The following is a 25467-nucleotide window of genomic DNA, read 5'->3' on the forward strand; positions in this document are numbered from 1 at the left end:
CAGAACCCGTAGGGTCGTCGTATGGCAAGCGTCGTGCCGACGGTGCGGGACCGGATCGGGCAGCAGCTCTTCCTGCGGGTCGCGGGACCCGACGGCGGACGGCACGCCGCGCGCATCCACGGTCGCCCGGGGCCGCGCTGGTTCGAGGCGGACAGCCCGATCGCGCGGGTGCACGGCGACGCGTCGATGTTCGTCGGCGGGCTCCGGGCGCTGCTGCTGCAGACCCTGCACCCGGCGGCGATGCGCGGCGTCGTCGAGCACTCCGACTACCGCGACGACGCCTGGGGCCGGCTCGCCCGCACCAGCCGCTTCATCGCCGTGACGACCTTCGGCACGGCCGACGACGCCGAGCAGGCCGTCGGTGCCGTGCGTCGCATCCACGAGCGGATCACCGGCACGATGCCCGACGGCACGCCGTACGCCGCCTCCGACCCGCACCTGCTCGGCTGGGTGCACGTCGCCGAGATCGACAGCTTCCTGCGGGCGCACACCGTCTACGGCCGCGACCCGCTGACCGGTGCGGAGCGGGACGAGTACGTCGCGCAGACCGCGCTCGTGGCCGCCCGGCTCGGGGTCGTCGACCCACCGAGCACCGAGGCCGAGCTGGCGGCCCGGCTCGCGGCGTACCGCCCCGAGCTGCGCGGCACCCCCGAGGCCCGCGCCACCGTCGGCTACCTGCTGCTCCGGCCGCCGCTGCCGCTGGTCGCGCGGCCGCCGTACGCCGCGATCGCGGCCGCCGCCGTCGGCCTGATGCCGCGCTGGACCCGCCTGCCGCTGCGGCTGCCGTGGCTCCCGATCTCGGAGCGCACGGTCGTGCGCGCCCTCGGCGGCGCCGCGACCGGCACGATCCGGTGGGCGATGGCGCCACGGGCGCACACCTACGATGACTGACATGCTCGCTCACGCCCGCTCGCGGTCCGCCGTGCTGGTCCTCGCCGCACTCCTCGCCTCGGCGCTCGTGCTGGTCGCACCCGCGCGCGTCGGCGCCGCGCCGGCCGACACCCGGCCCGTGGCCGGATTCATCAACTTCCCCGGCCTCGGCAAGCACAAGGCCCCGAACGTGCGCGTGCTCTGGTTCACCAAGGACTGGCAGTACCTCGGGCAGAAGAACGCGAACGGCGGCTCGTACGCGCTGAACCTGGCGCCGGGCACCTACTGGCTCCAGTTCGTCGACCAGCGCCCCTCGTGGCGCACGGACAAGTACGCGCCCACCGACGTGAAGGTCACCGTCAGCGCCCGCAAGCCGACGGTCAAGGACGTCACGATGAAGCACGGCGCCTTCGTCACCGGCCGGGTCACCACCGGGTCCGGACCTGGCGGGAAGGCGCGCGTCGCCGTCGCCCGCACGCTGCCCGACGGCCGGGACCAGTCCTTCGACACCACCGCCAACGGCCGCGGCCAGTTCGCGATCGGCGGGCTGCCCGAGGGCACGTGGTCGGTGTTCGCGTGGGACAAGAAGAAGAACTGGGTGGGCAAGAGCACCTGGGTCGGGAAGGTCCGGACGGGGAGGGGCAAGGACGTCCGGATCCGGCTGCGGCAGCGGTCGGGCTCGCTGCGGGTGCTGCTCTACACACCCGACGGGTCAGCGCTCGGCGGCCGGACCACCGTCACCGTGACCAGCGCGAAGACCGGCCAGTGGTGGACCGCGACCGCCCGCGGCGGCACGGCGGTGTTCAAGGGCGTCTACCCCGGCCGCTACCGGCTCAAGTTCGACGGTGCCGGCAACTGGCTGGCGAGCCAGGGGCGCATCCAGAAGGCCAACGTCCGCTCCCACCGCGCCTCGATCGGCACCTACAAGGTCACCAGGCGCGGCGGCTGGATCACCGGCCGCGCCGTCGACGCGGGTGCGCCGGCGTACCCCCTGCCGGGCGCGCAGGTGCAGCTCTACGACGCCTACGGCACCAAGCTGGACGAGACGAAGGCCTCGGACGCCGGGGCGTTCACCCTCGACGGCCAGCTGGCCACCCAGCGCAACCTGACCGTGGTCATCAACCCGGACCCGCTCAGCGGGGGGTGGGCGCAGACCGTGTCCTACTGCCGGTTCGACCCGACCTCGCTGCCGGGCGTCTCCGTGACACAGGGCAAGGAGACGTCGCTCGGCGCCATCGGCGTCGGCCGGACGCCGGGGCAGGCCGCCCCCTGCGACTGACGCTCAGCCGATCACCATGTCGGCGTCGCCCCAGTAGGCGCGCATGCCGGTGATCCGGCCCTCGTCGTCGAAGGTCATCACGTCGATCGGCGCGAGCGTGTACGTCGCGCCGTCGGCCCGGGTGACGATCTCGAAGTGGAAGACCGCCTCGCCGCCGGCGATCCGCAGCGCCAGCAGCCGCGACTCCTGCTCCAGCCCGTCGAGGGTGGAGTAGAACTCCTTGATCGCGGACCCGGAGCGCACGTCGGTGCCGACCGGGTCCTCGACGGTAGCGTCCTCGGCGTACAGGGCGACGATCTCGTCCGACGTGCCGGAGCCGACGAGCCGCACGTACGTCTCGACGACCTCGCGGATCCGGTCCACACTCGCGGCCACGGGGCCTCCTTGAAACTAGAACACGTTCTTGTTGGCGACCACTGTAGCGGCAGCTCAACTCCGGGGTCTTGAATGCACGGCGTGGACCTCCTCCTCGACTGGCCGCTGCCCGACGCCCGGCCGCTGGGCGCCGAGATCCTGGCGGCGTACGCCGAGCCCGGCCGGCGCTACCACGACACCCGACACCTGGCGGAGGTGCTGGGGCGGCTCGACGAGCTGGCGGCGCACGGCACGGCGTTCGACCGCACGGCGGTCGCGCTGGCGGCGTGGTTCCACGACGGCGTCTACGACGGGCGGCCCGACGCCGAGCGACGCTCCGCCGACTGGGCCGCGCGGGCGCTGCCCGCGTGGGTCGACCGGGCCGTCGTCGACGAGGTGGTGCGGCTGGTCCTGATGACCGAGCACCACCGGCCCGAGGACGGCGACCGCAACGGGTGCGCGCTCTCCGACGCCGACCTCGCGATCCTCGCCGCACCCCCGGAGCGGTACGCCGAGTACGCCGCGGCGATCCGCGAGGAGTACGCCCACGTGCCCGACGCCGACTTCGCCGCCGGCCGCTCGGCCGTCCTGCGCGACCTGCTCGCCAAACCGCACCTCTTCCAGACCCCCCACGCCCGCGCCGCCTGGGAGGACCCCGCCCGGGCCAACGTCGACCGCGAGCTGGTGGCGCTGGCGAGCGATACCCAGTGACAGTGTGGTCGTTCCCGCACGCTCGGAACGACCACAACGTCTGTGGCTATCCCGACGGCCGGCCCTTCCGCCTGCGCAGGCCCGCGGCGGTCAGGCGGGCGACCAGCTCGCGCGAGGTGACCGGGACCGCGCCGGCGGCGACCACGTCGGCGTACCAGTCGGCGGGCACGTCGTAGTGGTCGCGGTCGAAGCCACGGGGCGGGATGCCGAGGGTGGCGGCGAAGATGTGCAGCTCGTCGTAGGAGGTGTCGCTGGCCAGGTGCGACCACAGCCGCCCGTGCCCGGCCGCGTTGGGCGGGTCGATGAGGATCATCCGGCGCTGCGGGCGATCCGCTCGGCGGCGTCGTCGAGGAGCAGCCGCCAGGAGCGGACGTGGCCGGCGTCGACGTACGCCCGCCAGGAGCCGCCGGGCCGGGCCTGGGCGTCGAGGTGGAACTGCCGGACGCCGGCGCGCACCAACCACGGCACCTGCTCGGCGACCAGCCCGCCGCCGGGCAGCAGGGTGCGGGCCACGACCGGATCGCCGGAGGCGAGGGCGAGCAGCTCGTCGTACCCCGCGTCGAGGCCGCGCGGCGAGCCCGCGGACCGCACGCCGACCAGCCCGGAGGGGCCGGACGGGCCCGTCAGCCGGCGCCACGAGCGACGCAGGTCGAGGGTGTCGTCGACGGCACGGCCGAAGGTCCAGGGCAGCCGCGGGAGCTGCGCGACGAGGTAGCCGCAGACCTCCGTGTCGACCTCGAGGTCGGCGTCGAGGAAGCCGAACGAGAAGCCGGCGGCACCCGAGCCGACGTAGTCCTCGCCGAGCCCGACCAGGCGGGTCAGCTCACCGCCGGTGGTGCTCCACGTGTCGTTGAGCCGCAGCACGACGTGGACGGGCAGCTCGGTCTCGCGGCAGACGGCCGAGACGAGGGCGGGCTCGGGGGACATCCCCTCCGCGGTGGCGAGGAGCAGACGGTCGGCGCCACCCTCCTCCGCCCCGCGGACGTCGCGCGGATCGAGGACGGCGACCTCGAGCAGGACCGGTCCCATGTGTCGATGGTAGGAGCGACGGGGACCTCAGCGCGGGAGCCGCGCTGACCGGTCCGCCTTTCCGGTGCGGGGCATGATGGGGGAATGGACAACGCCCTGCTGTTCGACGCGCGGGCCCGGGTCCTGGCCGACCTCCAAGCGCGCGACCATGCCACCGCGACCGCGGTCTCGGCCCTCGAGGAGGCGGTCGCCCAGCGTCGGTGGTGGGCCGAGCAGTGGCCGGAGGGCGAGCAGTACGTCGCCGGGCTGGTCGCCCAGGACGTGCAGGACGCGCTCTTCGAGTCCGTGGGCCGCTGGCCGCTGTGCCACGACTGCGGGAACGGCGCACCACTGCACATGCTCTACATCCAGCCGGACCTGGGCGGTCCCGACCCGGTGTGGGTCTGCGAGGAGAGCGGCGACGTCGTCGCGCCGCTCGGGGGGCTGTGACGGGGGCCGGATCAGCCCTCGGCGCCGACCTGGAGCCACATCGTGTAGCGGTCGGCGCGGTAGACGGTGCGCGACACCTCGACGACCTTCTCACCGGCGAGACCGCGCCGCGAGTGCCGCAGCACCGGGTCGCCGGGAGACAGCGCCAGGTGCTCCGCCTCCTCCTCCGACACCACGTCGGCGGTGATGGAGTCCTCGGCCCAGGTCGGGCGCAGGCCGCGCGACTCGAGCGCGTCGTACAGGCTGGTGGGCATCCCGCTCTGCAGGAAGCCGGGGATCAGCACCTCGTTGAGGTAGGCGTCCTCGAGGCACATCGGCTGGCCGTCGGCCCGGCGCAGCCGGCGCCAGTGGATCACGGCGTCGCCCTCGGTCAGGTTCAGGGCCCGGGCGACCCCGGGCCCGGCCTGCTCGCGCCGGGCCAGCAGCGTCTGCGACTCCGCGAGCAGCCCCCGTCGGGCCATCTCCTCGGAGAAGCTCGTCAGCGTGCTCGCCGTACGTCGCGGGCGGGCCACGAAGGTGCCCCGCCCGGGAATGCGCTCGAGCAGCCCCTCGACCACGAGGGCGTCCATCGCCTGCCTCACCGTCATCCGGGCGACCCCGAAACGGTGCACCAGCTCGCGCTCCGACGGTGCGGGTGAACCGGGTGCCGCTCCCGCGACGAGGGCGCGCACGTACTCACGCACCTGGACGTGTTTCAGGGCACGCCCCTCGGTCACCAGCAGCTCGTCCACGCTTGCACTGTAGGCAGTGAGAGCTCTCCGCGTCCCCGGATCGGCCGGTTACGTGCGCGGCTGAGGTGAAATCCTCGTCACTCCGTGGCGATCGCGCGGAGCACGTCGAGGCGGGCCGCCCGGCGGGCGGGGAACACCGCGGCCAGCACCCCGATGACCACCGAGAGCACCAGGAACACGGCCAGCTGGCCGAACGGGACGCTGATCACCTCAAGGCCCTGGTCGCGTACGGCGTACATGAGTGCGACCCCGAAGCCGACGCCCAGCAGCAGGCCGAGCAGGGCGCCGAGCACCGCGATCACCACGGCCTCCAGCGTGATCATCCGGCGCAGCTGGCTGCGGCTGAGCCCGATCGCGCGCAGCAGGCCCACCTCGCGGGTCCGCTCGATGACCGAGAGGGCGAGGGTGTTGACGATGCCGAGCACCGCGATCACCAGCGCCAGGCCGAGCAGGGCGAAGATGATCCGCACGAACTGGTCGATCGGCGCCCGCTGCTCCTGCGCGAAGCCCGCCTGGTCCTTGACCGTCACCACCGGCAGGTCGGCGACCACCTCGTCGAGGCGGTCCTGGATGCCGGGCGAGTCGTCGGTGAAGACGATCAGCACGTTGTCGGTCTCGGGGAAGCCGGCGTCGACGAAGTCGTCGAGCGTGAGCAGCACCGGCCAGACGATCACCGGGTTGTCCTCGAAGACGCCGCCGACCGTGTAGGTCCGCTCGCCCGCCGGCATCTCGAAGGTCAGCTCGTCGCCGACCCCGAGGTCCTCGTCGTCGGCCCAGCTGCGCTGCACCAGCACCGACCCGGCGGACAGCCCGCTCTGGTCGCCGTCGGTGATGTCGAGCTCCAGCGACCCGACGTCCGCGGACTCGACCGCCGACACGCCCTGCCGCTCGCCGTCGCGCTCACCGGCGTCGAAGCGCTCCCGCACCACCCGCTGGACCCCGTCGACCCGCTCCATCCGGTCGCCGATCGCCGGGGTGAAGCCGGTGCCGATCACGTTGCTGACCACGAAGTCGCCGACGAAGTTCTCCTCGACCGACCGGTCGACGCTGGCCTTGGCGGAGTCGCCCACGATCGCCATCGTGCAGGCGAGCGCGAGTCCGATCATCAGCGCCGAGGCGGTGGCGGCGGTACGCCGCGGGTTACGCAGGGAGTTCTGGCCGGCGAGGTTGCCGACGGTCCCGAAGAGCCGCGCGAACACGGCCTGCGCCACGGCCAGGACCGGCCGCGAGATGACCGGGCTCGCCGCCGCGACGCCGAGGAGGATCGCGAGGATGCCGCCGCCGGTCTGCCAGCCACCGTGCGGCAGGTCGCTGAACAGCCCCAGCCACAGCACCGCCAGGCCGACGACGATCAGCGCGAGGCCGATCCAGAGCCGGCGCCGCAGCGACGACTCCGGCAGCGCGACGTCGTCGCGCAGGGCCTGCACCGGGGCGATCCGGCCGGTGCGGCGGGCGGGCAGCCACGCCGCGGCCATCGTCACGACGACGCCCACGACGTACGCCGCGACGAACGTGCGCGGCGCGAAGATCAGCGGCTGGCCGGCGAGGTCGAGGCCGAAGTTCGAGAACAGCGCGCGGATGCCCATCGCGAGCAGCACCCCGAGGCCGAGGCCGAGGGTCGCGCCGATGACGCCGAGCACGAACGCCTCGAGCTGCACCGACCAGATCACCTGGCGCTTCGAGGCCCCGAGCGCACGCAGCAGCGCGAGCTCGCGGCTGCGCTGGGCGACCAGCATCGAGAAGGTGTTGACGATCAGGAACGCGCCGACGACCAGCGAGATGCCCGCGAAGATCAGCAGGAACGTCGTCAGGAACGACACCGCCTCGAGCAGGTCGGAGGCGGACTCGTCGGCGGCGTCGTCGCCGGTGACCGCCTCGACGCCGTCGGGCAGCACCTCGGCGACGGCGTCGCGCAGCTGCTCCTGGGACACGCCGTCGGCGGCGGTCACCCAGACGTCGGTGTAGGCGTCCTCGCCGCCGAGGAAGAGGTCCTGGGCGGTCGCGGTGTCGAAGGCGGCGTACGTCGCGCCGTTGAGCGATCCGCCGCTCGGGAAGCCCGCGATGCCGACGAGCGCCGGGGTCAGTCGCAGCGAGTCGAAGTCGGCGCCGGGCTCGGGTTGGACGGCCGTCGACGGGATGATCACGACCCGGTCGCCGACGGCGTACCCCGCCCGCTCGGCGGTGCGCTCGTCGAGCACGACCTCGTCCGGGCCGTGCGGCTCGTGGCCCTCGACGACGGCCAGGCCCTGCAGCCCGTGTCCGGCGGGAGCGTCGGACCAGTTGCCGCCGATCGCCGGCGGCCCGAAGCCGCTCACGACCTTGCCCCGGTCGCTGATCACGAAGACGCCGAACGCGTTGACGTTGCCGTCGACGCGCGCAGCGCCGTCCACGTCGCGGAGCCGGTCGAGCAGGCTCGCCGGCAGCGTCACCGTCGAGGGCGCCCCGTCGGCGGTGGTGCCGCCCACGGGCCGGACCACGACGTCGCCGACCGTGGAGGCGAACAGCGCGGTGAAGCTGCGGTTGAGCGTGTCGCTGAAGATCAGGGAGCCGGCGACGAACGCGACGCCGAGCACGATCGCGAACGTGCTCATCAGGAGGCGCACCTTGCGCCCCAGCAGGCTCTTGAGGGCGGCCCGGATCATGACGGCGTCTGCTCGGCCATCCGGTTCATCACGTCGAGCACCTGCTCGCGGGTCGGGTCCCGCAGCTCGTCGACGACCCGGCCGTCGGCGAGGAAGACGACGCGGTCGGTGTACGCCGCGGCGACCGGGTCGTGGGTGACCATCACGACGGTCTGGCCGTGGTCGTCGACGGCGTGGCGCAGCAGCTCGAGCACCTCCGCCCCCGACCGGGAGTCGAGGTTGCCGGTCGGCTCGTCGGCGAAGACGATCCGCGGCCGGCTGGCCAGGGCCCGCGCGACCGCCACCCGCTGCTGCTGACCGCCGGAGAGCTCGTTGGGCTTGTGGCCCAGCCGGTCGCCGAGGTCGACGGTCGCGACAACGCTGTCGTACCAGGCCTGGTCGAGGCGGCGTCCGGCGATCGCCATCGGGAGCTTGATGTTCTCCTCGGCGGTCAGCGTCGGCACCAGGTTGAACGACTGGAAGACGAAGCCGATCTCGTCGCGGCGCAGCCGGGTCAGCGCCTTGTCCTTGAGCCGGGTGATGTCCTGGTCGCCGATCCACACCTCACCGGAGTCGGCGGTGTCGAGCGCCGCGCAGCAGTGCATCAGCGTCGACTTCCCCGAGCCGCTGGGACCCATCACGGCGGTGAACTCGCCGGCGGCGATGTCGAGCGTCACGTCGTCGAGCGCACGGACCAGGGCCTGGCCGGTGCCGTAGGTCTTGGTGAGGCCCCGGACGCGGGCGGCCGGGACGGTGCCCGCCGGGGGCGAGAAGGTGGAGACCTCGGTCATGGGTCAACCCTCCCGTGCCGGGCGCCCGGGCGCTACCGGTATCACCCCGAACTCACCCCGACGAGCGACTAGAACACCTGTTCGAACGCGACGTATGCTCGGAGCATGGACTTCCAGGGATCGCTGTTCGAGGCGCCGGCCGTCGAGGCGCCGACGTTCGACCGCGTCGAGCGCCGGCCGCTCACCGGCGGCGCCTGGATCGACGTCTGCCGCACCTGGCTCCCCGCGCCCGACGAGGTGTTCACGACCCTGGTGCACGACGTGCCCTGGCGGGCCGAACGGCGGCAGATGTACGACCGTGAGGTCGACGTACCCCGGCTGCTGCACACGTACGCCGCGGGCGAGCCGCTCCCCCACCCGAACCTGGCGCGGGCCCGCGGGGCGCTGTCGGCGCACTACCGGCCCGAGCTCGGCGAGCCGTTCGTGACCGCCGGCTGCTGCTACTACCGCGACGGCCGCGACAGCGTCGCCTGGCACGGCGACACGATCGGCCGCGGCCGGACCCACGACACGATGGTGGCGATCGTCTCGCTCGGCGACCCGCGCCGGCTGGCGCTGCGACCCCGGGCCGGCGGATCCTCGATCTCGGTCGAGATGGGCCACGGCGACCTGCTCGTGATGGGCGGCTCCTGCCAGCGCACCTGGGAGCACGCGGTGCCCAAGGTGGCTCACGCCGGGCCCCGGGTCTCCGTGCAGTTCCGGCCACTGAACGTGTTCTGAGCGGTGCGGTGGTTGAGGTGCGAGGGCCGCCAGGCCCGAGCCTCGAAACCCGCCGGGCCGACGGCTCAGAAGCTGACCGTGGGCGCCTGCTCCTGCCCGTCGGGGGCGTCGTAGAACCTGCGCTGGTGCACGTTGGCGATGCCGGTGAGGAACATCCAGGGGATGGTCTGGGTGAGCTTGTTCAGCGTGGCGACCGCGTCGTTGTAGTACTGGCGGGCGAAGGAGATCTGGTTCTCGGTGTCGGCCAGCTGTCGCTGGAGCTCGAGGAAGTTCTGGTTCGCCTTGAGGTCGGGGTAGGCCTCGGCGACCGCGTCGACCCGGACCAGCGCCTGGGTCAGCGCGGCGTCGGCGGCTGCCTTGGCCTCCGGGTCGTCGCCCTTCGCGGCTGCCTGGACGCCGGCCCGCGCGGCGGTGACCTCCTCGAGGACGCCCTTCTCGTGCGCGGCGTACCCCTTGACGGTCTCGACCAGGTTGGGGATCAGGTCGGCGCGGCGGGTGAGCTGCACGTCGATGCCGCCCAGCGCCTCCTGGGCGCCGATGTCGGTGGTGCGCAGCTTGTTGAAGCCGACGACGACGAAGCCGATCAGGGCGACGACGATGACGACGACGATGATGGCGATGAGCATTCAGGACTCCTCGGGACGGGTCGGGATCAGGATGGCGGTCACCACGAGCCGCCGCCACCGCCGCCGCCTCCGCCACCGCCGGAGAAGCCGCCGCCCGAGGACGACGACTTCTGGGTGGCCTCGTAGGCGGAGATCGCGGAGCTGACGGTGGTCTCGAAGTCGTCGACCATCGACGACACCGCCGAGCCCACCGAGGCACCGGCGTAGGCGTGGCCGAGGTAGGACGGGACCGGCGGCTCCGATCCCATCTCGGTGCGGTACTTGGCCGCCCACTCGTCGGCGCAGCCGAAGGCGACGGCCCAGGGGATGTAGGCGGTGTAGAGCTCCTCGCGGCCGGAGAAGTCGAACCGGTCCTGGGCCGAGGGGGTCGACAGGATCCGGCGGAAGCCCCCCGCCCGCGACCACAGGTCGCGGCCGGCGCGGGTGCGCTTGGTGCCGGCGCCGGTGGCGGCCAGCCCGGCGCCGAAAACCGCGAAGAGGCCGGGGACCAGCCCGATCGCGGTCATGTCGAAGGGGTTCCAGATCGCGACGGCGAGCACGGCGATGCCGCAGGCGCCGATGATCAGCCCGCCGATGCCGCCGAGGCCGCTGCCGACCATCAGCCCGGCGCCGCTGGCCCAGGAGCGGGTGCTCTTCTCGAACGACGCGATCTCGGACTTCAGCCGCTTGCCGGCCTGCACGTCGCGGCTGGAGGCGACGAAGGACGTGCCCGGCCCGCTGAGCAGGTGCGCGACTCCGGTGGTGACCGGGTCGAGGCCGGCCCAGCCCGCGGCGCCGCCCTTGTCCGTGATCGTCCAGTCGTCGCCGGACCGGTCGAGCTCGATCGCACCCCGCTCGGCGGCGTACATCAAGGTGGCGACGTACTGCTCCTGATCGACGTCCTCGGTGACCAGGTACGCCGCCTGCGCCGGCCCGATCCCCTCGGGCGGCGCGTACATCAGCGGGAGCTGCGGGTCGGTCTCGCGGGTGCCGCGGACCAGGACGTAGCCGAGCGCGCCCGCGCCCGCGGCGAGGAGCAGCACGACGGCCAGCACCGGCACGCTGGTGCCGAGGATCGGGTCGAGCCCGCCGCGCCACGGCAGGGTGGTGCCGGCCGGGGGCGTGGGCAGGTCGAGACCCGCCTTGAGGGTGACGGGGGTGTTGGGTGCGAGCTGCCGGGTGCGGACGACGAGCTCGCGGGTCCCCTCCCCCTTCGCGGTGCAGCCGGTGCCGGCGCCCGCTCCCACCGCGCACCGCACGTCCTGGGCCGGCGCCGGGAGCCGCACGGTCAGCCGGGACCTCTCGATCGGCTGCTGCCAGCCGCCGGGGATCAGGTTCCAGTAGAACTGCGTCGGCTGTCCGGTGGTGCCCTCCTCCAGTACGCCCGCGATCCGGTAGCGGATCTCGAAGACGTGCTCGCCGACCGGCAGCGTGGCGTTCGGGTCGCCGATCCTGGCGTTGACGTAACGACCGCGGCGCTCGGAGAGGAGCTCGACCGGGACGTCCTCGCCGTCCATGGTCACCTCGATGTCCTCCGGCTCCCGTCGCGCGTGCGGAGCGCTGGCGTCGTGGGTGTCGAAGTAGCGGAAGATGCCGTGGCGGCCGTAGACCGGGACGTCGACCGTGAGGCGCTCCGCGACGCTCAGGTCGCCGTTCTCGGCGACGTCGAAGTCGGCGACGTAGGAGGTGATCGTCGTCGGCTCGTCGACGTCCCCGCTGCCGAGGTCGAGGCCGTAGAACAGCGCCGGCGCGAGCAGGACGAGGACCACGACGACCAGGCCGACGAGGCCACCGACGACGCGCTTCATGACGCGGAGCCTAGGGGGTCCACGCCCTCCTTGATAACGATTCGCTCACGGCGCTCCTCCCTTGAAACACTCCCCCCGATGTCCAGCACCGCCGCGCCCAGCCGCCTCACCCTCCGCTCCTTCTGGCACGACCTCCCGCGCGAGGGCAAGCTGCTCCTCTCGGTGGTCGTGTTCGAGTTCATCGGCACCGGCCTGGTGCTGCCGTTCAACATCGTCTACCTGCACGAGGTGCGCGGCTTCGCGCTCAGCGACGCCGGTCTGCTGCTCGCGCTGCCCCCGCTGATCGGCTTCCTCGTCGTGGGTCCGGGCGGGGCGGCGATCGACCGCTGGGGCGCCCGGCGCATCCTGATCGGCGCGCTGTCCCTCCAGGTCGCGGGCAACGTCGTGCTCGCCTTCGCGTCGACCCCGGCGATCGCGGCGATGGCACTGCTGCTGACCGGCCTCGCCTTCGGCGTCTCGTGGCCGGGCTTCCAGGCGTTCATCGCCACGGTGATCCCCTCCGAGCTCCGGCAGCGCTACTTCGGCGTGAACTTCACGCTGCTCAACCTCGGCATCGGGATCGGCGGCCTGGTCGCGGGCGCGTTCGTCCGGATCGACCACCTGCCGACGTTCCAGGCGATCTACCTCGGCGACGCGGCCAGCTACCTGCCCGCGATCTTCCTGATGACGGTGCCGCTGCGCCACGTCGCGGGCCGGGTCGAGCACCACGACGAGACCGCCGCCAAGGTCGGGTACCTCGAGGTGCTGCGCCGGCCCGCGGTCGCCTCGACGATCGTGGTCGGCTTCGTGTCGTCGTACGTCGGCTACTCCCAGCTCAACGCCGGCATGCCGGCCTACGCCCGCGCGGTGGGCGAGGTCTCGACCCGCGGCCTCGGCTTCGCGTTCGCCGCCAACACCCTGGTGATCGTGCTGCTCCAGCTGGTGGTGCTCCGGCGCATCGAGGGCCGACGGCGGACCCGGGTGATCGCGGTGATGGCGGCGATCTGGGCCGTCTCCTGGCTACTGCTCGGTGCGACCGGCACCGTCTCGGGCACCTGGGCAGCAACCATGCTGGTCGCCGCCAGCGCCTCGGTGTTCGCGTTCGGCGAGACGCTGCTGCAGCCGACCGTGCCCGCGCTGGTCAACGACCTCGCGCCCGATCACCTGCGGGGCCGCTACAACGCGGCGAGCTCGGCATCCTTCCAGCTCGCGCAGATCATCGCGCCGCCGATCGCCGGGTTCCTGATCGGCCACCACCTCGACAGCGTCTACATCGGCACGCTCGTGCTGGGCTGCGTGCTGCTCGCGGTGCTCGCCGTCGTCCGGCTCGAGCCGCAGCTGCCGGCCCACGTCAACGGCGTACGAGAGGCCGAGCTGGTGGCCGACCCCGACGTCGTACCCGAGCCCACGCCCAAGACCCGGGCGAGCGCGCTGGAGTGACGCGCTCGCGTCGTCAGTCGCGCCGGGAGATCCACCAGATCACGAGGCCGATGACGGCCAGCAGCCCCAGGCCCTGCTTCCAGTAGGTGCGCGCCAGCACCGGCAGCACCGCCGAGCCCAGGTCGAGGGCGTCGTCGGCCTGCGACGGAGCGGGCTGCTGGGACGGTCCGTCACGTTCCGGTTGTCCGTCGGACCGACCGGCAGCCATCTCGTGACGGACTATCTCGGCGGCGTCGTCGGCGGCGGCCGGCTCCGGAGGGGTGGCCGAGGCGGGCGCAGGCGCCGCCTCGGCCACCTGCTCGGACGTGGGAGTCCGCTCCTGCGGGGCCCCCGTGGACTCCGCAGAGAGACGCCGCTCCAGGCACTCCACGAACTGACCGAGCAGCTTGTCCGAGACGTCCTGCATCACCCCGCGCCCGAACTGGGCGGGCTTGCCGGTGATGGCGAGGTCGGTGACGACCTCGACGTCGGTCGAGGTGCCGTCGACCGCCGACGGGGTCATGGTCAGGGTGACCTTGGCGCCGGCGGTGCCGTTGCCGCGCTTGTCCCGTCCCTTGGCGTCGACGACGAAGCGGTGCGCCGCCTCGTCCTTCTCGACGAAGGTGCCCGAGCCGTTGTAGACCAGCGCGATCGGCCCGAGCTTGACCTTCACCGACCCCGAGAAGGTGTCTCCGTCGACGGAGGTGACCGTCGCGCCCGGGAAGCACTCCGCCACCGACGCGATGTCGTTGAAGTGCGCCCAGGTGTCGTCGACCGACGTCGGGACCGTGAACCGGTGAGTGAGATCCATCAGGCCATCATGCTCCTGCGGCGGCGAGCACCGCCCGCCGCGCGATCACGGTGGCGAGGTGCCGGCGGTAGTCGGCGTCGCCGTTCAGGTCGCTCGGCGGGTGGGTGCCCTCGGCGGCGTGGGCGGCCGCCGCGCGTACGGCGGCCTCCGTCGCGGGCTGCCCGGCCAGGGCGGCCTCGACCGCGGCCGCCCGGAGCGGCGTCGACCCCATGTTGGTGAGCCCGATCCGCGCCTCCGCAATCGTGCCACCCTCGACGCGCACCGTCGCGGCGACCGCCACGATCGGCCACTGGTGTGCGACGCGCACGAACTTCTCGTAGTGCGCGCCCCACCCGGTGTGCTTGGGCACCCGGACCTCGGTGAGGATCTCGTCGTCGCCGATCGCGGTCTCGAAGAGGTCGACGAAGAAGTCGTCGGCCGACACCGTCCGGGTGCCGCCCGGGCCCTGGATCACGAACGACGCGCCGAGCGCCCGCACCGGGGCCCCCAGGTCGCCGGCCGGGTCGGCGTGCGCGAGCGCGCCGCCGAACGTGCCGCGGTGCCGCACCTGGGCATCGGCCAGATGCTCGACCGCCCTGGTGATCAGCGTCGCGTGCTCGGCCACCAGCGGGTCCGAGCCGACCACCGAGTGCGGCGTCATCGCGCCGATGACGATCGAGTCGCCGTCGTCGCGTACGCCGCGCAGCGACTCGATCCGGCCGAGGTCGATGATCCACTCGGGCGCGTTGAGTCGCATCCGCAGCACCGGCAGCAGGCTCTGCCCACCGGCGATGATCTTGGCGTCGTCGCCGTGCTCGGCGAGCGCGGCCAGGGCGTCCTCGACCGAGGCCGGGGCGACGTAGTCGAACTGGGCGGGGATCATGCGCCCGCTCCTTCCGTGGAGTCCTGACCCGGTTCTGACGGGTCGAAGTGCGGCATCGCCGCACCCTCGGTCGAGCCTCCGGCACCGCCGCCCTGGATCGCCCTCCAGACTCGCTCGGGGGTGCAGGGCATCTGGATGTCGTGCACGCCGTACTGGCGCAGGGCGTCCACCACCGCGTTGACGACGGCCGGCGTGGAGGCGATCGTGCCCGCCTCGCCGACGCCCTTGACGCCCAGCGAGTGCGTGGTCGCCGGCGACGTGGTGTGGTCGATGTCGAAGCTGATCGTGTCGGCCGCCGTCGGCAGCAGGTAGTCGACGAACGAGCCCGACACGAGCGTGCCGCTGTCGTCGTACACCGCCTCCTCCCACAGCGCCTGCGCGATGCCCTGCACCAGACCGCCGTGCACCTGGCCGCTCACGATCAGCGGGTTGATGATGTTGCCGACGTCGTCGACGCAGACGTACTTGCGCATCTTCAGCGCCCCCGTCTCGGTGTCGACCTCGATCGCGCACAGGTGGGTGCCGTGCGGGAAGGAGAAGTTCACCGGGTCGTACGTCGCATCGGAGTCCAGCGAGGGCTCCACGCCGTCGGGCAGGTTGTGGGCGGCGAAGACCGCGGTCGCGATCTCCCCGATCGCCATGCCCTGGTCGGTGCCGCGCACCGAGAACCGCCCGCCGGCGAAGTCGATGTCCTCGACCGAGGCCTCGAGCAGGTGCGCCGCGATCGGCTTCGCCTTCTCGACGACCTTGTCGGCGGCCCGCACCAGCGCCTCGCCCCCGACCGCGAGCGAGCGCGACCCGTAGGTGTCGAGCCCCTTGTGGGCCACCGCCGTGTCGCCGTGCAGCACCTCGACGTCCTCGAACGCCACGCCGAGCCGGTCGGCGACGATCTGGCTGAACGCCGTCTCGTGGCCCTGCCCGTGCGCGGACGCCCCGGTCGTCACCTCGACCTTGCCGGTCGCGAGCATCCGCACGCTGGCGTACTCCCAGCCGCCGGCACCGTAGTCGAGCTGGCCCAACACCCGCGACGGCGCGAGGCCGCACATCTCGGTGAACGTCGACACCCCGATGCCGAGCTGCACCGGGTCGCCGCTCGCGCGGCGGGCCATCTGCTCGGCCCGCAGCTCGTCGTACCCGAACATCTGGCGCGCCTTCGCGGTCGCGGCCTCGTAGTTGCCGGAGTCGTACTCGAGCCCGGCCACCGTGGTGAAGGGGAACTCCTCGTGCTTGATCCAGTTCTTCTCGCGGACCTCGAGCGGATCGACCCCGACCTCGGCGGCGAGCTCGTCCATCAGCCGCTCGATGGCGTACGTCGCCTCCGGTCGGCCCGCGCCCCGGTAGGCGTCGGTCCAGGTCTTGTTGGTCAGCACCGTCTGGCAGGCGAAGTGGTAGGCCGGGAACTTGTAGATCGCGTTGAACATGAACGCCCCGAGCACCGGCACGCCGCCGCCGACGATCGCGACGTACGCACCGAGGTCGGCGAGCAGCTCGACCTTGAGGCCGGTGACGGTGCCGTCCTTCTCTGCCGCAAGGGTCAGCTTCTGCCACTGGTCGCGACCGTGGTGGCCGCTCATCAGCGACTCCGACCGGGTCTCGGTGTACTTCACCGGCTTGCCGACCCGCCGGCCGACCGCCCAGGCGATCCACTCCTCCGGCGTGACCTGCAGCTTGCCGCCGAACCCGCCGCCGACGTCGGGCGCGATCACCCGGATCTTCGACTCCGGCACGCCGGTGGTCGCCGCCAGCGCGAAGCGCAGGATGTGCGGGATCTGGGTGGCGGAGTACATCACGAGCTGCTCGCCGGTCGGGTCGACCACGACCGAGCGCGGCTCCATGAACGCCGGGATCAGGCGCTGCTGGCGGTACTCCCGCTCGATCACGATGCCGTCGGCGCGGGCCTTGCCGATCGCGTCCTCGACGTTGCCGCCGGTGCCGGCCTCACCGGAGTCGAAGACCCAGAGCGCGGACTTGTTGGTGCCGAGGTCGGGGTGGGCCAGGACACTGTCGGCGGCGGCCTCCTTGAGGTCGAGCGCGGCCGGCAGCTCGTCGTACTCCACCTCGACGAGCTCGGCGGCATCGCGCGCCTCGGCGGCACTGCGAGCCACCACGACCGCGACGATCTCGCCGGCGAAGGACACCCGGTCGCTCGGCATCGGCGAGTGCACGGGCGTGACCTGGTCGGGCGTGATCGGCCAGGCGTTGATGCAGACGCCGAGCTCGTCGCCGAAGTCGGCGCCGGTGAGCACGGCGATCACGTTGGGGGCCTGCTGGGCCTCGCTGGCGTCGATGCTGGCGATGTTCGCGTGGGCGAACGGGCTGCGCACCATCGCGAGGTGCAGCATGCCGGGCAGCACGATGTTGTCGGTCCAGCGGGTGCGGCCGGTGATGAGGCGCTGGTCCTCCTTGCGACGGCGGTCGCGGCCGATCTCGTGGTCGACGGCGGTGGCGGTCACGACGTCGCCCCCGCAGTGCTCGAGCCCTGGGCGGCGGCGTGCTGCACCGCGCGCACGATGTTGTGGTAGCCCGTGCAGCGGCACAGGTTGCCCTCGAGGCCGAGCCGGATCTCCTCCTCGGAGGGGCTCGGGTTGTTGTTGAGCAGGTCGACGCTCTGCATGATCATCCCCGGCGTGCAGAAGCCGCACTGCAGGCCGTGGCACTCGCGGAAGGCCTCCTGCACCGGGTGCAGGGTGCCGTTCTGCGCCAGCCCCTCGATGGTGGTGACCGTGGCCCCGTCGGCCTGGACGGCGAGCACGTTGCAGGACTTCACGCTCTGCCCGTCGAGATGGACGGTGCAGGCCCCGCAGTTGCTGGTGTCGCAGCCGATGACCGTGCCGGTCTTGCCGAGCCGCTCGCGGAGGTACTGGACGAGCAGCATGCGTGGTTCGACGTCGTCGGCCACCGTGGCACCGTCGACGGTCAGGCTGATCCGGGTCATGGACACTCCTCGGGGACGTCACCTGCTGTGGTGCAGGTCACGCTAGGAGCGGCCGGGTTGGCTGGTGGTTGGGTGGTTGAGGTGGTGCGGGCCTGTCGGTGGTTGAGGTGTGAGGGCCGCCAGGCCCGAGCCTCGAAACCACCCCTACGCGGAGACGGCGACCCTCGACAGCACCAGCCGGGCGACCTCGGCGGCCTGGGCACGGATCTCGGGGATCGCGGTCGACTCCCAGAGCGTGCCCTTGCGGGGCGGGCCCACGACGTACAGGCCGTCGACCACGACGCCGTCGGCACCCACGACCGCGCCCGCGACCGTGGAGTCCAGGCCGAGGCGCAGCGGGTCGGGCGCGACCAGGCCGCGGGCCTGCAGGGCCCGCAGCAGGGGGTCGTCGCTGCGGCTGACGTCGGCGAGCGGCCCCGTGCAGTTCACGACCGCGTCGGCCACGTCGAGGTCGACGGCCCCGAGGCCGCCCGAGACGAGGGTGAGCCGACCGTCGCGGCGGTAGCCGCGGATCCGGTCCGCGACCTCGGGCGCCATCCGGTGCCGGCGGATCTCCCAGTCCCGGGCGTGGACGGCGAGGAACCTGCGACGCTCCTCGGCACCGAGCCGCCGCCAGATCGACTGGGTCTGCGGGCGCAGGCCGTCGATGACGTTGCGCCAGTCGACGCCGTGGGCGCGGGCCGCCTCGACCTGACCGCGCACGAACGCCGCGATCGCGTCGGCGGTCAGCGGGCCCTCGGGAACGTCGCTGATCCACGCGGTCGACTGCTGCTCGATGTGCGCCTCCGGCAGCAGGCCGTGGCGGCTGACCGCGACGACGCGACGGCGCGGCTCGTCCTCGAGCAGGGTGATGACGGTGTCGATGGCGGTGAGACCGGTCCCGACGATCACGACGTTCGCGTCGCCGGGCAGGGCGCGGATCGCGGCGAGGTCCCACGGGTCCGCGATCAGGCCCGGCCGGTCGGCGAGTCCGGCGAGCGGCTGCGGCCTCTGGTTGCCGTAGGCCAGGACGACGGCGTCCGAGGCGGCCACCCGGTCGCGGGTGCGCAGCTCGAAGCCGGCCGCGGTGCGCACGATGTCGTCGACGCGGCCGGCGCTGATGGTGAGCCGGTGGTCGGCCGCCGCGGCGAGCGTGTCCTGGAGGTACGCGGCGTACTCCATCCGGGGCAGGAAGCCCTGCGGGTCGGGATCGCGGCCGGCGCGCCGCGCCCAGTCGAGCAGGTCGGAGGGCACGTCGGCGAAGGCGCTCATGTGCCGCGCGCGCACGTTGAGCAGGTGGCGCGGGTCGGAAGTGCCGTAGGCGATCCCGCGGCCGAGCACCCCGCTGGCCTCGTGGATCGTGACGGACAGCGACGAGTCGTCGGAGCCGGCGAGCAGCTGGAGCGCGGTGAGCACGCCGCTGGCGCCGCCGCCGACGATCGCGACCCGGCTCCGGCGGTCGGCCGAGCCGGCGGGGTCGGGCTGGGCACGGTCCACGACTGTCATGAGGTAAGTCTAGAGAACAACTCTAATTTGGCGGCATCGTCGAGCTTCGGCTGAACGGAGGCCGGCCCGGAGGAGTTTCGCCGCACGACCAACCCCGCCCCGCGACCAACCCGGCTCATCGAGCCGCGGCGGCGAGCCGGCCCTTGAGCAGCGGGATCGCGGGGTGGCCGTCGGGAAGCCGGGCCAGGCAGACCTCGACGACCTCGGTGTCGTAGGGCGCACGCTCGCCGTAGCGCAGCACGGCGTCCGGGTCGGGGTCGGCGAGCAGCGCCTCGCGGACGGCGACCGCGACCAGCTCGGCCAGCTCGGCCAGGGCCGGGGAGTTGGTGCCGGGCAGCAGGTCGCCGCCGTACGCCTCGACGGCCGCGGTGACCCGGCCGCGCCGGAGCAGGGTGAGCACCAGGTCGACGTCGGTCGAGACCGGCATGGTCAGCCGGTAGGGGCGCGAGGCGAGCTGACCGCCCAGGGAGGCGCGTAGATGGGACACCTCGGCCTTGAGCGTGGAGGTCGTCACGGCCTGGTCGCCGTAGACCAGCGCGTGCAGGTGCTCCAGCGATAACCCCTCGGGGTGCATGGCGAGCAGCGCGAGGACCTCGGTCTGCCGGCGGTTGAGCAGCAGCCGCTGGCCGTCGAGCCAGCTCTCGGCGGTGCCGAGCAGCCGCATCACCAGGCCCGGCTCGTCGGCGTCGCCGAGCCGCACGGAGTACTGGTGGGTCAGCGGCATCGCCGCCTCGATCAGGCGGGCCATCACCCGGGCGGTGGCCAGGCCGATCGGGTGCGTGCGGTCCCAGGTGGTCGAGAGGTCGATCACGCCGAGCTGGGTGCCGGTGGCGGGGTCGTGCACCGGCGCGGCCCAGCAGACCCAGTTGTGCACCATGGAGGCGTAGTGCTCGGCGCTGAACACCATCGCCGGCGCCGACAGCCGGTTGGCCAGGTCGAGCGCGTTGGTGCCGGCCGACTCGTCGTCCCAGCGCCCGCCGGGCACGAAGTTCACGGTCTCCGCCTTGCGGCGCATCACCCGGCCGCCGTACGTCCACAGGATCCGGGTCTGCGGGTCGGTCACCGCGATCACGAGGTCGCCGTCCTCGGCGGTACGCCGCAGCTCGGCCTGCACCCGCTCGACGGCGGTCTGGAGCGCCGACCCCTGCCAGTACGCCGCGGTCTCGGACTCGTCGGCCAGCGGCGCCTCGGCGACGTCCGGCCGCACCACCGCGCCCGACCGGGTCCAGCTGCTCAGGATCTCGGGCCGCACCAGCGACGCGGCACCGTCGCCGTGCTCGACGAACGACGTCCAGGCACGGACGGCGTCCAGCCGCCGGGCCTGCAGATCGGTGCGTGCCATCGGACCCTCCGCTGCGCCCTGGTGACGGCCAACGTAGCACCGGGTCGGTGACCCAGGTCACACGGCGAAGGGCGCCCTCACCCACCCAGGTGGCGCCTGAGGAACTGCGTGGTCCGCGCCATCGAGTCCGCGAAGCGTGCGTAGAACGTGTGGTCCTCGCCGGGGTAGGTGACCAGCCGGCTGGCGACGCCCGCCTCCCGCAGCAGCGCATGGGTGGTGCGCGACCAGCGCGGCGGGCAGGTGGCGTCAGCCTCGCCGTGGTGGATCAGCACGGGCTCGGTGATGCGGTCGAAGTAGGTCCGCGAGGAGAGCCCGCGGTAGAAGTCCGGGGAGCGCTCCGGCGTGCCGTACGCCGCGTGGAGCGCCCGCACCGCCTCGGGCCGGTTGGCGGCCGTGAAGTGGCGCAGGTTGTCGAGGAACCGCGAGCTCACGCTGGCGTAGATGACGGCGGCGTCGACGAGCCCGGGCGCGGCGACCAGCGCGTTGAGGGTGACCCCGCCGCCCATCGACCGGCCGACCATCGCGGTCCGATCGGCGTCGACGTACCGCAGCCGCTCGAGGGCGAGCACGGCGTTGACGCTGTCGCGGGCGTAGGCCAGCCGCAGCTCGCGCTCCCGGTCGGTCGCCGGGTCGCCCGCGGCGTGGCCGCGGTAGTCGGTGTGCAGCACCACGAACCCGGCCCGCGCCAGCCAGTCCTGCTCGCGGGCCATCCCCTGCCCGGTCACGTAGATCGATGGCTCGATGTAGCCGTGGTTGAGGACCACGGCCGGGAACGGGCCGCGGCCGTGCGGCCGGAGGAGTACGCCGGAGACCAGCGTCCCGTTGCTGCGGTAGGCGACCTGCTGGCGCGTGTAGGCGTCGGTGCGGAGCTCGGTGCGCAGCACCCGGAGGCCGCGGCCGTCGAAGTCCGCGCGCATCAGGTTGGCCAGCGACGGGGTGTCGGTGGCCGGCGGCAGGGTCGGGTGCTGCTCGGCGGGGGTGGGGGGCTGGGTGGGGCCCGAAGGGTCAGGTCCCGGGCGAGCCGGCGACGTCGTGGCGGGCGGACCCGGCGCGGGGGCCGGCTCCTCGCCCGAGCACCCGATCGCGGCGGCCGGCAGCAGCACCAGGGTCAGTGCCGCGGCCGCCCGCCTCATGGGCTCAGTGGGTCAGCCTGGTCGCCACGGTGAGCAGCACCGCGGCGTCCTCGATCGCCTCGAGGTCGTGGCGCTGCGGCGGGATCAGCACGTAGTCGCCCGGTCCGCCCTCCCAGGTCTCGTCCTGGCCGGCGTGCAGCCGGACCCGGCCGCGCAGCACGTGCAGCGTCGCCTCGCCCGGACTCTCGTGCTCGCCGAGCGACCGGCCGCCGGCGAGCGCGATCAGGGTCTGCCGCAGATGGTGCTCCCGGCCGCCGTGCACGGTGACGGCGCTGCGCCCGCTGCCGTGCTCGCGCGCGGCCGCCAAGTGCTCGTCGGCCAGCTGGTTCAGCGAGTGTCCGTCCATCACGCAAGCTCCTTGTGGATCCGTCCTTCGAGCGACCCTAGCGGCTCGCCGGTGCCGCCCCAGCGGCCCGCGATGATCTCGGCGGCGATGCTGATCGCGGTCTCCTCCGGGGTGCGCGCGCCGAGGTCGAGGCCGATCGGGCTCGACAGCCGCTCGAGCTCCTTCTCCTCGAGGCCGGCCTCGAGGAGCCGCGCCAGCCGGTCGTCGTGGGTACGCCGCGAGCCCATCGCACCGATGTAGGCCACCTCCGGCAGCCGCAGCGCCACCTCCAACAGGGGTACGTCGAACTTCGGGTCGTGCGTCAGCACCGTGATCACCGTCCGGCCGTCGATGCGGCCGGCCTCGACCTCCGCGGCGAGGTAGCGGTGCGGCCAGTCGACAACGACCTCGTCGGCGTCGGGGAACCGGCTGTTCGTGGCGAAGACGGGGCGGGCGTCGCACACGGTCACGTGGTAGCCCAGGAAGCTGCCGACCCTCGCGACCGCCGCGGCGAAGTCGATCGCCCCGAAGACCAGCATCCGCGGCTTCGGGGCGAACGCCCAGACGAAGACCCGCATCCCCTCGCCCCGGCGCTCGCCGTCGGGACCGTAGGTCAGCGTCGCGTGGTGGCCGGCCGCAAGCAGGCCCAGCGCGTCGTCGTGGACGGCGTCGTCGGCCCGGCCCGAGCCGAGCGACCCCGCCCACGGCTGGTCGGGTCGGACCACGAGCCGCCGGCCCAGCCACGCCGGGTCCGGATGCTCGATCACCGTCGCGACCGCGACCGGGCGGCCGGCCTCGATGTCCGCGGCGATCTCCTCCAGCTCGGGGAAGGTCTCGCGGCTGACCTTCTCGACGTACACGTCGAGGATGCCGCCACAGGTCAGCCCGACCGCGAACGCGTCGTCGTCGGAGACGCCGTAGCGCTGCAGCACGGGCTCGCCGGAGTCGACCACCGACTCGGCGAGGTCGTAGACCGCACCCTCGACGCAGCCGCCGGAGACCGAGCCGACCGCGGTCCCGTCGGGACCGACCAGCATCGAGGCACCCGGCGGCCGCGGCGCCGACCGGAAGGTCGCGACGACGGTGCCGACACCGATCGTCTCTCCGGCCCGCCACCAGGACATCAGCTCGGGCAGCACGTCACGCACGCGAGATCACCTCCGACAGTTCGGCGAACGCCGCCAGCGAGTGGCCGGCGACGAAGTCGTCACAGTGGGGCAGCGCCGCCAGCACCCCCTGCTGGACCGGCTCGTAGCCGGCCTTGCCGCGGTGCGGGTTCACCCACACGACGCGGTGGGCGACCCGGCGCAGCCGCGCCATCTGCTCCCCGAGCAGGGTCGGGTCGCCCCGCTCCCATCCATCGCTGAACACCACGACCACGGCGCCGCGGGCCATCCCGCGCTGGCCCCAGCGGTCGAGGAAGAAGCGCAGCGTCTCGCCCAACCGGGTGCCTCCGGACCAGTCCGGAACGGTCTCGCCCGCCGCGACCAGCGCGCGCTCGGGGTCGCGGATCCGCATCGCCCGGGTCAGGTGGGTCAGCCGGGTGCCGACCGTGAACGTCTCGACCACGCCGCGCCGCTCGAGCCCGACCTGGGTGAAGCGGTGCGCGAGCCGCAGCAGCGCGTCGGCGTACCCGCTCATCGACCCGGACACGTCGACCAGCAGCACCACCCGGCGCGGCCGGACGCCGCGGCGCCGCCACTCGATCTCGGCCGGCTCGCCCATCCGGCGCAGCGAGGCGCGCAGGGTGCGGGGCGCGTCGACCTGGCCGCGGTGCCAGCGCTGGTGTCGGGCGGTGCGCCGCACCGGCGGGCGCGGGCGCAGGGTGGCGAACATGCCGGCGAGGCGGTGCTTCTCCGCCGCCGAGAGGGTCGCGACGTCGCGGTGGCGCAGCACCTCGGCGTCGCTGGCCCGGGCGCGCACGAGCTCCTCCTCGGCCGTCTCGCCGGCACCCGACCCGTCGGACTCGGGCAGCCCCGAGAAGCCGGGGACCCCCTCGGACTGCGCGGGCCGCGGGCGGGGCAGCCCGTCGCGGCCGAAGAACGCCGTGAACACCTGGTCGTAGCGCTCGAGGTCGTCAGGGCCGGCGCACAGCGTGGCCCGGCCGGCGAGGTACGTCCCGCGCTGGTCGTCGACGCCGAGCAGCGCGGCCGCCGCGAGGAAGCCGTGCGCCCGGTCGTGGGTCACCGGCACGCCGGCGGCCCGCAGCGCCCTGGTGAACGCCAGCAGGACCACGTCTCCGCCGACTACCGACGGCTCGTCGCCACCCCGGTCGGTGTTCATGCCCGCAGCATCTGGTCCAGCGCGTGTCGCACCCGGTCGGCGTCCTCGCGGTACTTCACCAGCGCGCCGAGCGTCGCCGACGCCGCGGCCAGGTCGATCTCGGCGGTCCCGAGGTAGGTCAGCGCCCGCGCCCAGTCGAGGGTCTCGGCGACACCGGGCGGCTTCTGGAGGTCGCCGCGGCCGCGGAGGTCCTGCACCACGGCCACGACCTGACGGGCCAGCTCGGCGGAGACCTCGGGGGCGCGGGAGCGGACGATCTCCACCTCGCGCTCCAGGCCGGGGTGGTCGATCCAGTGGTAGAGGCAGCGCCGCTTGAGCGCGTCGTGGAGCTCACGGGTGCGGTTGGAGGTGAGCACCACGATCGGCGGCGTCGCGGCCCGCACCGTGCCGAGCTCGGGGATGGAGACCTGGTAGGTCGACAGCACCTCGAGCAGGAACGCCTCGAACTCGTCGTCGGCGCGGTCGACCTCGTCGACCAGCAGCACCGCCGGGCTCTCCTGGAGCGCCCGCAGCACCGGCCGCGCGAGCAGGAAGCGCGCGTCGTACAGGCTCTTCTCCGTCTCCTCGACGCTGCCGACCCCGCCGTCGCCGGTGCCGGCCGCCTCGAGCGCGCGCAGGTGCAGGATCTGGCGCGGGAAGTCCCAGTCGTAGAGCGCCTGGGTCGCGTCGATGCCCTCGTAGCACTGGAGCCGCACCAGCGGCAGGTCCATGCTCTCGGCGATCGCCTCGGCGAGCGCGGTCTTGCCGGTGCCGGGCTCGCCCTCCAGCAGCAGCGGCCGCTGCATCTTCAGGGCGAGGAAGGTGACCGTGGCGAGCGCGTCGTCGCACAGGTAGCCGGTCGCGCCGAGGCGCTCGGCGATGTCTGCGGGGGTGGACGGCTCCATATCCCGAGACTAGTCCGCCCGGTGTTGGCGGCGGGTTGGCCCCGGCGATCGCCGGCCGATC

25 protein-coding genes are annotated in these 25467 nt (G+C 73.2%); 6 read left to right on the plus strand and 19 right to left on the minus strand.

The window, feature by feature from the left end; all coding sequences use genetic code 11:
• Positions 1 to 21: 21 nt before the first annotated feature.
• Together KM427_RS22010 and KM427_RS22015 are read left to right on the plus strand one after the other, a co-directional pair.
• Positions 22 to 891, plus strand: coding sequence for an oxygenase MpaB family protein (locus tag KM427_RS22010; protein WP_183591922.1), 870 nt, complete (start codon positions 22 to 24; stop codon positions 889 to 891).
• A 1-nt stretch (position 892) separates the two neighbouring features.
• Positions 893 to 2149, plus strand: a complete 1257-nt coding sequence (locus KM427_RS22015) for an MSCRAMM family protein (protein WP_215525305.1) — start codon at positions 893 to 895, stop codon at positions 2147 to 2149.
• A 3-nt stretch (positions 2150 to 2152) separates the two neighbouring features.
• On the opposite strand, the gene KM427_RS22020 is transcribed toward KM427_RS22015, so the two are convergent.
• Positions 2153 to 2524: a nuclear transport factor 2 family protein gene (locus KM427_RS22020; RefSeq protein WP_183591924.1), complete on the minus strand. Its 372-nt coding sequence runs from the start codon at positions 2522 to 2524 to the stop codon at positions 2153 to 2155.
• Between the two features lie 81 nt (positions 2525 to 2605).
• Here KM427_RS22020 and KM427_RS22025 point away from each other — a divergent pair, with 81 nt between their 5' ends.
• Positions 2606 to 3214 carry an HD domain-containing protein gene (locus KM427_RS22025; protein ID WP_215525306.1) on the plus strand — a complete coding sequence of 203 codons (609 nt, stop codon included), beginning with the start codon at positions 2606 to 2608 and terminating at the stop codon, positions 3212 to 3214.
• A 46-nt stretch (positions 3215 to 3260) separates the two neighbouring features.
• Here KM427_RS22025 and KM427_RS22030 read toward each other — a convergent pair whose 3' ends face one another.
• Together KM427_RS22030 and KM427_RS22035 are read right to left on the minus strand one after the other, a co-directional pair.
• A complete protein-coding gene (locus KM427_RS22030) occupies positions 3261 to 3527 on the minus strand; it encodes a DUF4031 domain-containing protein (protein ID WP_183591926.1) in 267 nt (88 codons plus the stop codon).
• Complete coding sequence (locus tag KM427_RS22035) at positions 3524 to 4243, minus strand: copper homeostasis protein CutC (RefSeq protein ID WP_183591927.1); 720 nt, start codon at positions 4241 to 4243, stop codon at positions 3524 to 3526. The genes KM427_RS22030 and KM427_RS22035 overlap by 4 nt, the downstream gene beginning before the upstream one ends.
• An 84-nt stretch (positions 4244 to 4327) precedes the next feature.
• Between KM427_RS22035 and KM427_RS22040 the strand changes: the two genes are divergently transcribed.
• Positions 4328 to 4672: a DUF8819 family protein gene (locus tag KM427_RS22040; protein ID WP_183591928.1), complete on the plus strand. Its 345-nt coding sequence runs from the start codon at positions 4328 to 4330 to the stop codon at positions 4670 to 4672.
• Between the two features lie 11 nt (positions 4673 to 4683).
• Here the strand turns inward: KM427_RS22040 and KM427_RS22045 are convergent, their stop codons facing one another.
• From KM427_RS22045 to KM427_RS22055, 3 genes are all read right to left on the minus strand, one after another.
• Complete coding sequence (locus KM427_RS22045; RefSeq protein WP_252274754.1) at positions 4684 to 5403, minus strand: GntR family transcriptional regulator; 720 nt, start codon at positions 5401 to 5403, stop codon at positions 4684 to 4686.
• Between the two features lie 77 nt (positions 5404 to 5480).
• Positions 5481 to 8045, minus strand: a complete 2565-nt coding sequence (locus KM427_RS22050; protein ID WP_215525307.1) for an ABC transporter permease — start codon at positions 8043 to 8045, stop codon at positions 5481 to 5483.
• Entirely contained in the window at positions 8042 to 8815 is a 774-nt protein-coding gene (locus KM427_RS22055; RefSeq protein WP_183591930.1) for an ABC transporter ATP-binding protein, read from the minus strand. The genes KM427_RS22050 and KM427_RS22055 overlap by 4 nt, the downstream gene beginning before the upstream one ends.
• Positions 8816 to 8920: 105 nt before the next feature.
• Here KM427_RS22055 and KM427_RS22060 point away from each other — a divergent pair, with 105 nt between their 5' ends.
• Entirely contained in the window at positions 8921 to 9535 is a 615-nt protein-coding gene (locus tag KM427_RS22060; protein ID WP_215525308.1) for an alpha-ketoglutarate-dependent dioxygenase AlkB, read from the plus strand.
• Positions 9536 to 9600: 65 nt separating this feature from the next.
• Here the strand turns inward: KM427_RS22060 and KM427_RS22065 are convergent, their stop codons facing one another.
• Together KM427_RS22065 and KM427_RS22070 are read right to left on the minus strand one after the other, a co-directional pair.
• The gene (locus tag KM427_RS22065; RefSeq protein ID WP_183591932.1) at positions 9601 to 10161 is read right to left on the minus strand and encodes a LemA family protein; all 561 of its coding nucleotides are present in this window, start codon (positions 10159 to 10161) and stop codon (positions 9601 to 9603) included.
• A 38-nt stretch (positions 10162 to 10199) separates the two neighbouring features.
• A complete protein-coding gene (locus tag KM427_RS22070) occupies positions 10200 to 11948 on the minus strand; it encodes a DUF2207 domain-containing protein (protein ID WP_215525309.1) in 1749 nt (582 codons plus the stop codon).
• A gap of 78 nt (positions 11949 to 12026) precedes the next feature.
• Here KM427_RS22070 and KM427_RS22075 point away from each other — a divergent pair, with 78 nt between their 5' ends.
• Positions 12027 to 13367, plus strand: coding sequence for an MFS transporter (locus KM427_RS22075; RefSeq protein WP_183591934.1), 1341 nt, complete (start codon positions 12027 to 12029; stop codon positions 13365 to 13367).
• Between the two features lie 13 nt (positions 13368 to 13380).
• Here KM427_RS22075 and KM427_RS22080 read toward each other — a convergent pair whose 3' ends face one another.
• The 11 genes from KM427_RS22080 to KM427_RS22130 form a co-directional block, all read right to left on the minus strand.
• On the minus strand, positions 13381 to 14157 hold the full coding sequence (locus KM427_RS22080) for an SRPBCC family protein (protein ID WP_215525310.1): 777 nt from the start codon (positions 14155 to 14157) through the stop codon (positions 13381 to 13383).
• A 7-nt stretch (positions 14158 to 14164) separates the two neighbouring features.
• Positions 14165 to 15019: an FAD binding domain-containing protein gene (locus KM427_RS22085; RefSeq protein WP_215525311.1), complete on the minus strand. Its 855-nt coding sequence runs from the start codon at positions 15017 to 15019 to the stop codon at positions 14165 to 14167.
• Positions 15016 to 17472: a xanthine dehydrogenase family protein molybdopterin-binding subunit gene (locus tag KM427_RS22090; RefSeq protein ID WP_215525312.1), complete on the minus strand. Its 2457-nt coding sequence runs from the start codon at positions 17470 to 17472 to the stop codon at positions 15016 to 15018. Before KM427_RS22090 ends, KM427_RS22085 begins: the two co-directional genes overlap by 4 nt.
• Positions 17469 to 17954: a (2Fe-2S)-binding protein gene (locus tag KM427_RS22095; RefSeq protein WP_221199540.1), complete on the minus strand. Its 486-nt coding sequence runs from the start codon at positions 17952 to 17954 to the stop codon at positions 17469 to 17471. The genes KM427_RS22090 and KM427_RS22095 overlap by 4 nt, the downstream gene beginning before the upstream one ends.
• 144 nt (positions 17955 to 18098) lie before the next feature.
• A complete protein-coding gene (locus tag KM427_RS22100; RefSeq protein WP_215525313.1) occupies positions 18099 to 19439 on the minus strand; it encodes an FAD/NAD(P)-binding protein in 1341 nt (446 codons plus the stop codon).
• Between the two features lie 115 nt (positions 19440 to 19554).
• Entirely contained in the window at positions 19555 to 20781 is a 1227-nt protein-coding gene (locus tag KM427_RS22105) for a helix-turn-helix domain-containing protein (RefSeq protein ID WP_215525314.1), read from the minus strand.
• 77 nt (positions 20782 to 20858) lie between these two features.
• Positions 20859 to 21914 (minus strand): alpha/beta hydrolase family protein, encoded by a 1056-nt coding sequence (locus KM427_RS22110; RefSeq protein ID WP_215525315.1) that lies wholly within the window; start codon positions 21912 to 21914, stop codon positions 20859 to 20861.
• A gap of 4 nt (positions 21915 to 21918) precedes the next feature.
• On the minus strand, positions 21919 to 22260 hold the full coding sequence (locus KM427_RS22115) for a cupin domain-containing protein (protein ID WP_183592270.1): 342 nt from the start codon (positions 22258 to 22260) through the stop codon (positions 21919 to 21921).
• Positions 22260 to 23387 carry an XdhC family protein gene (locus KM427_RS22120; protein ID WP_183591942.1) on the minus strand — a complete coding sequence of 376 codons (1128 nt, stop codon included), beginning with the start codon at positions 23385 to 23387 and terminating at the stop codon, positions 22260 to 22262. The genes KM427_RS22115 and KM427_RS22120 overlap by 1 nt, the downstream gene beginning before the upstream one ends.
• Entirely contained in the window at positions 23380 to 24522 is a 1143-nt protein-coding gene (locus tag KM427_RS22125) for a vWA domain-containing protein (RefSeq protein ID WP_183591943.1), read from the minus strand. The genes KM427_RS22120 and KM427_RS22125 overlap by 8 nt, the downstream gene beginning before the upstream one ends.
• Complete coding sequence (locus KM427_RS22130) at positions 24519 to 25406, minus strand: AAA family ATPase (protein WP_183591944.1); 888 nt, start codon at positions 25404 to 25406, stop codon at positions 24519 to 24521. Before KM427_RS22130 ends, KM427_RS22125 begins: the two co-directional genes overlap by 4 nt.
• Between the last annotated feature and the right edge of the window lie 61 nt (positions 25407 to 25467).

Source organism: Nocardioides sp. LMS-CY, assembly GCF_018732145.1.
GTDB lineage: Bacteria > Actinomycetota > Actinomycetes > Propionibacteriales > Nocardioidaceae > Nocardioides > Nocardioides soli.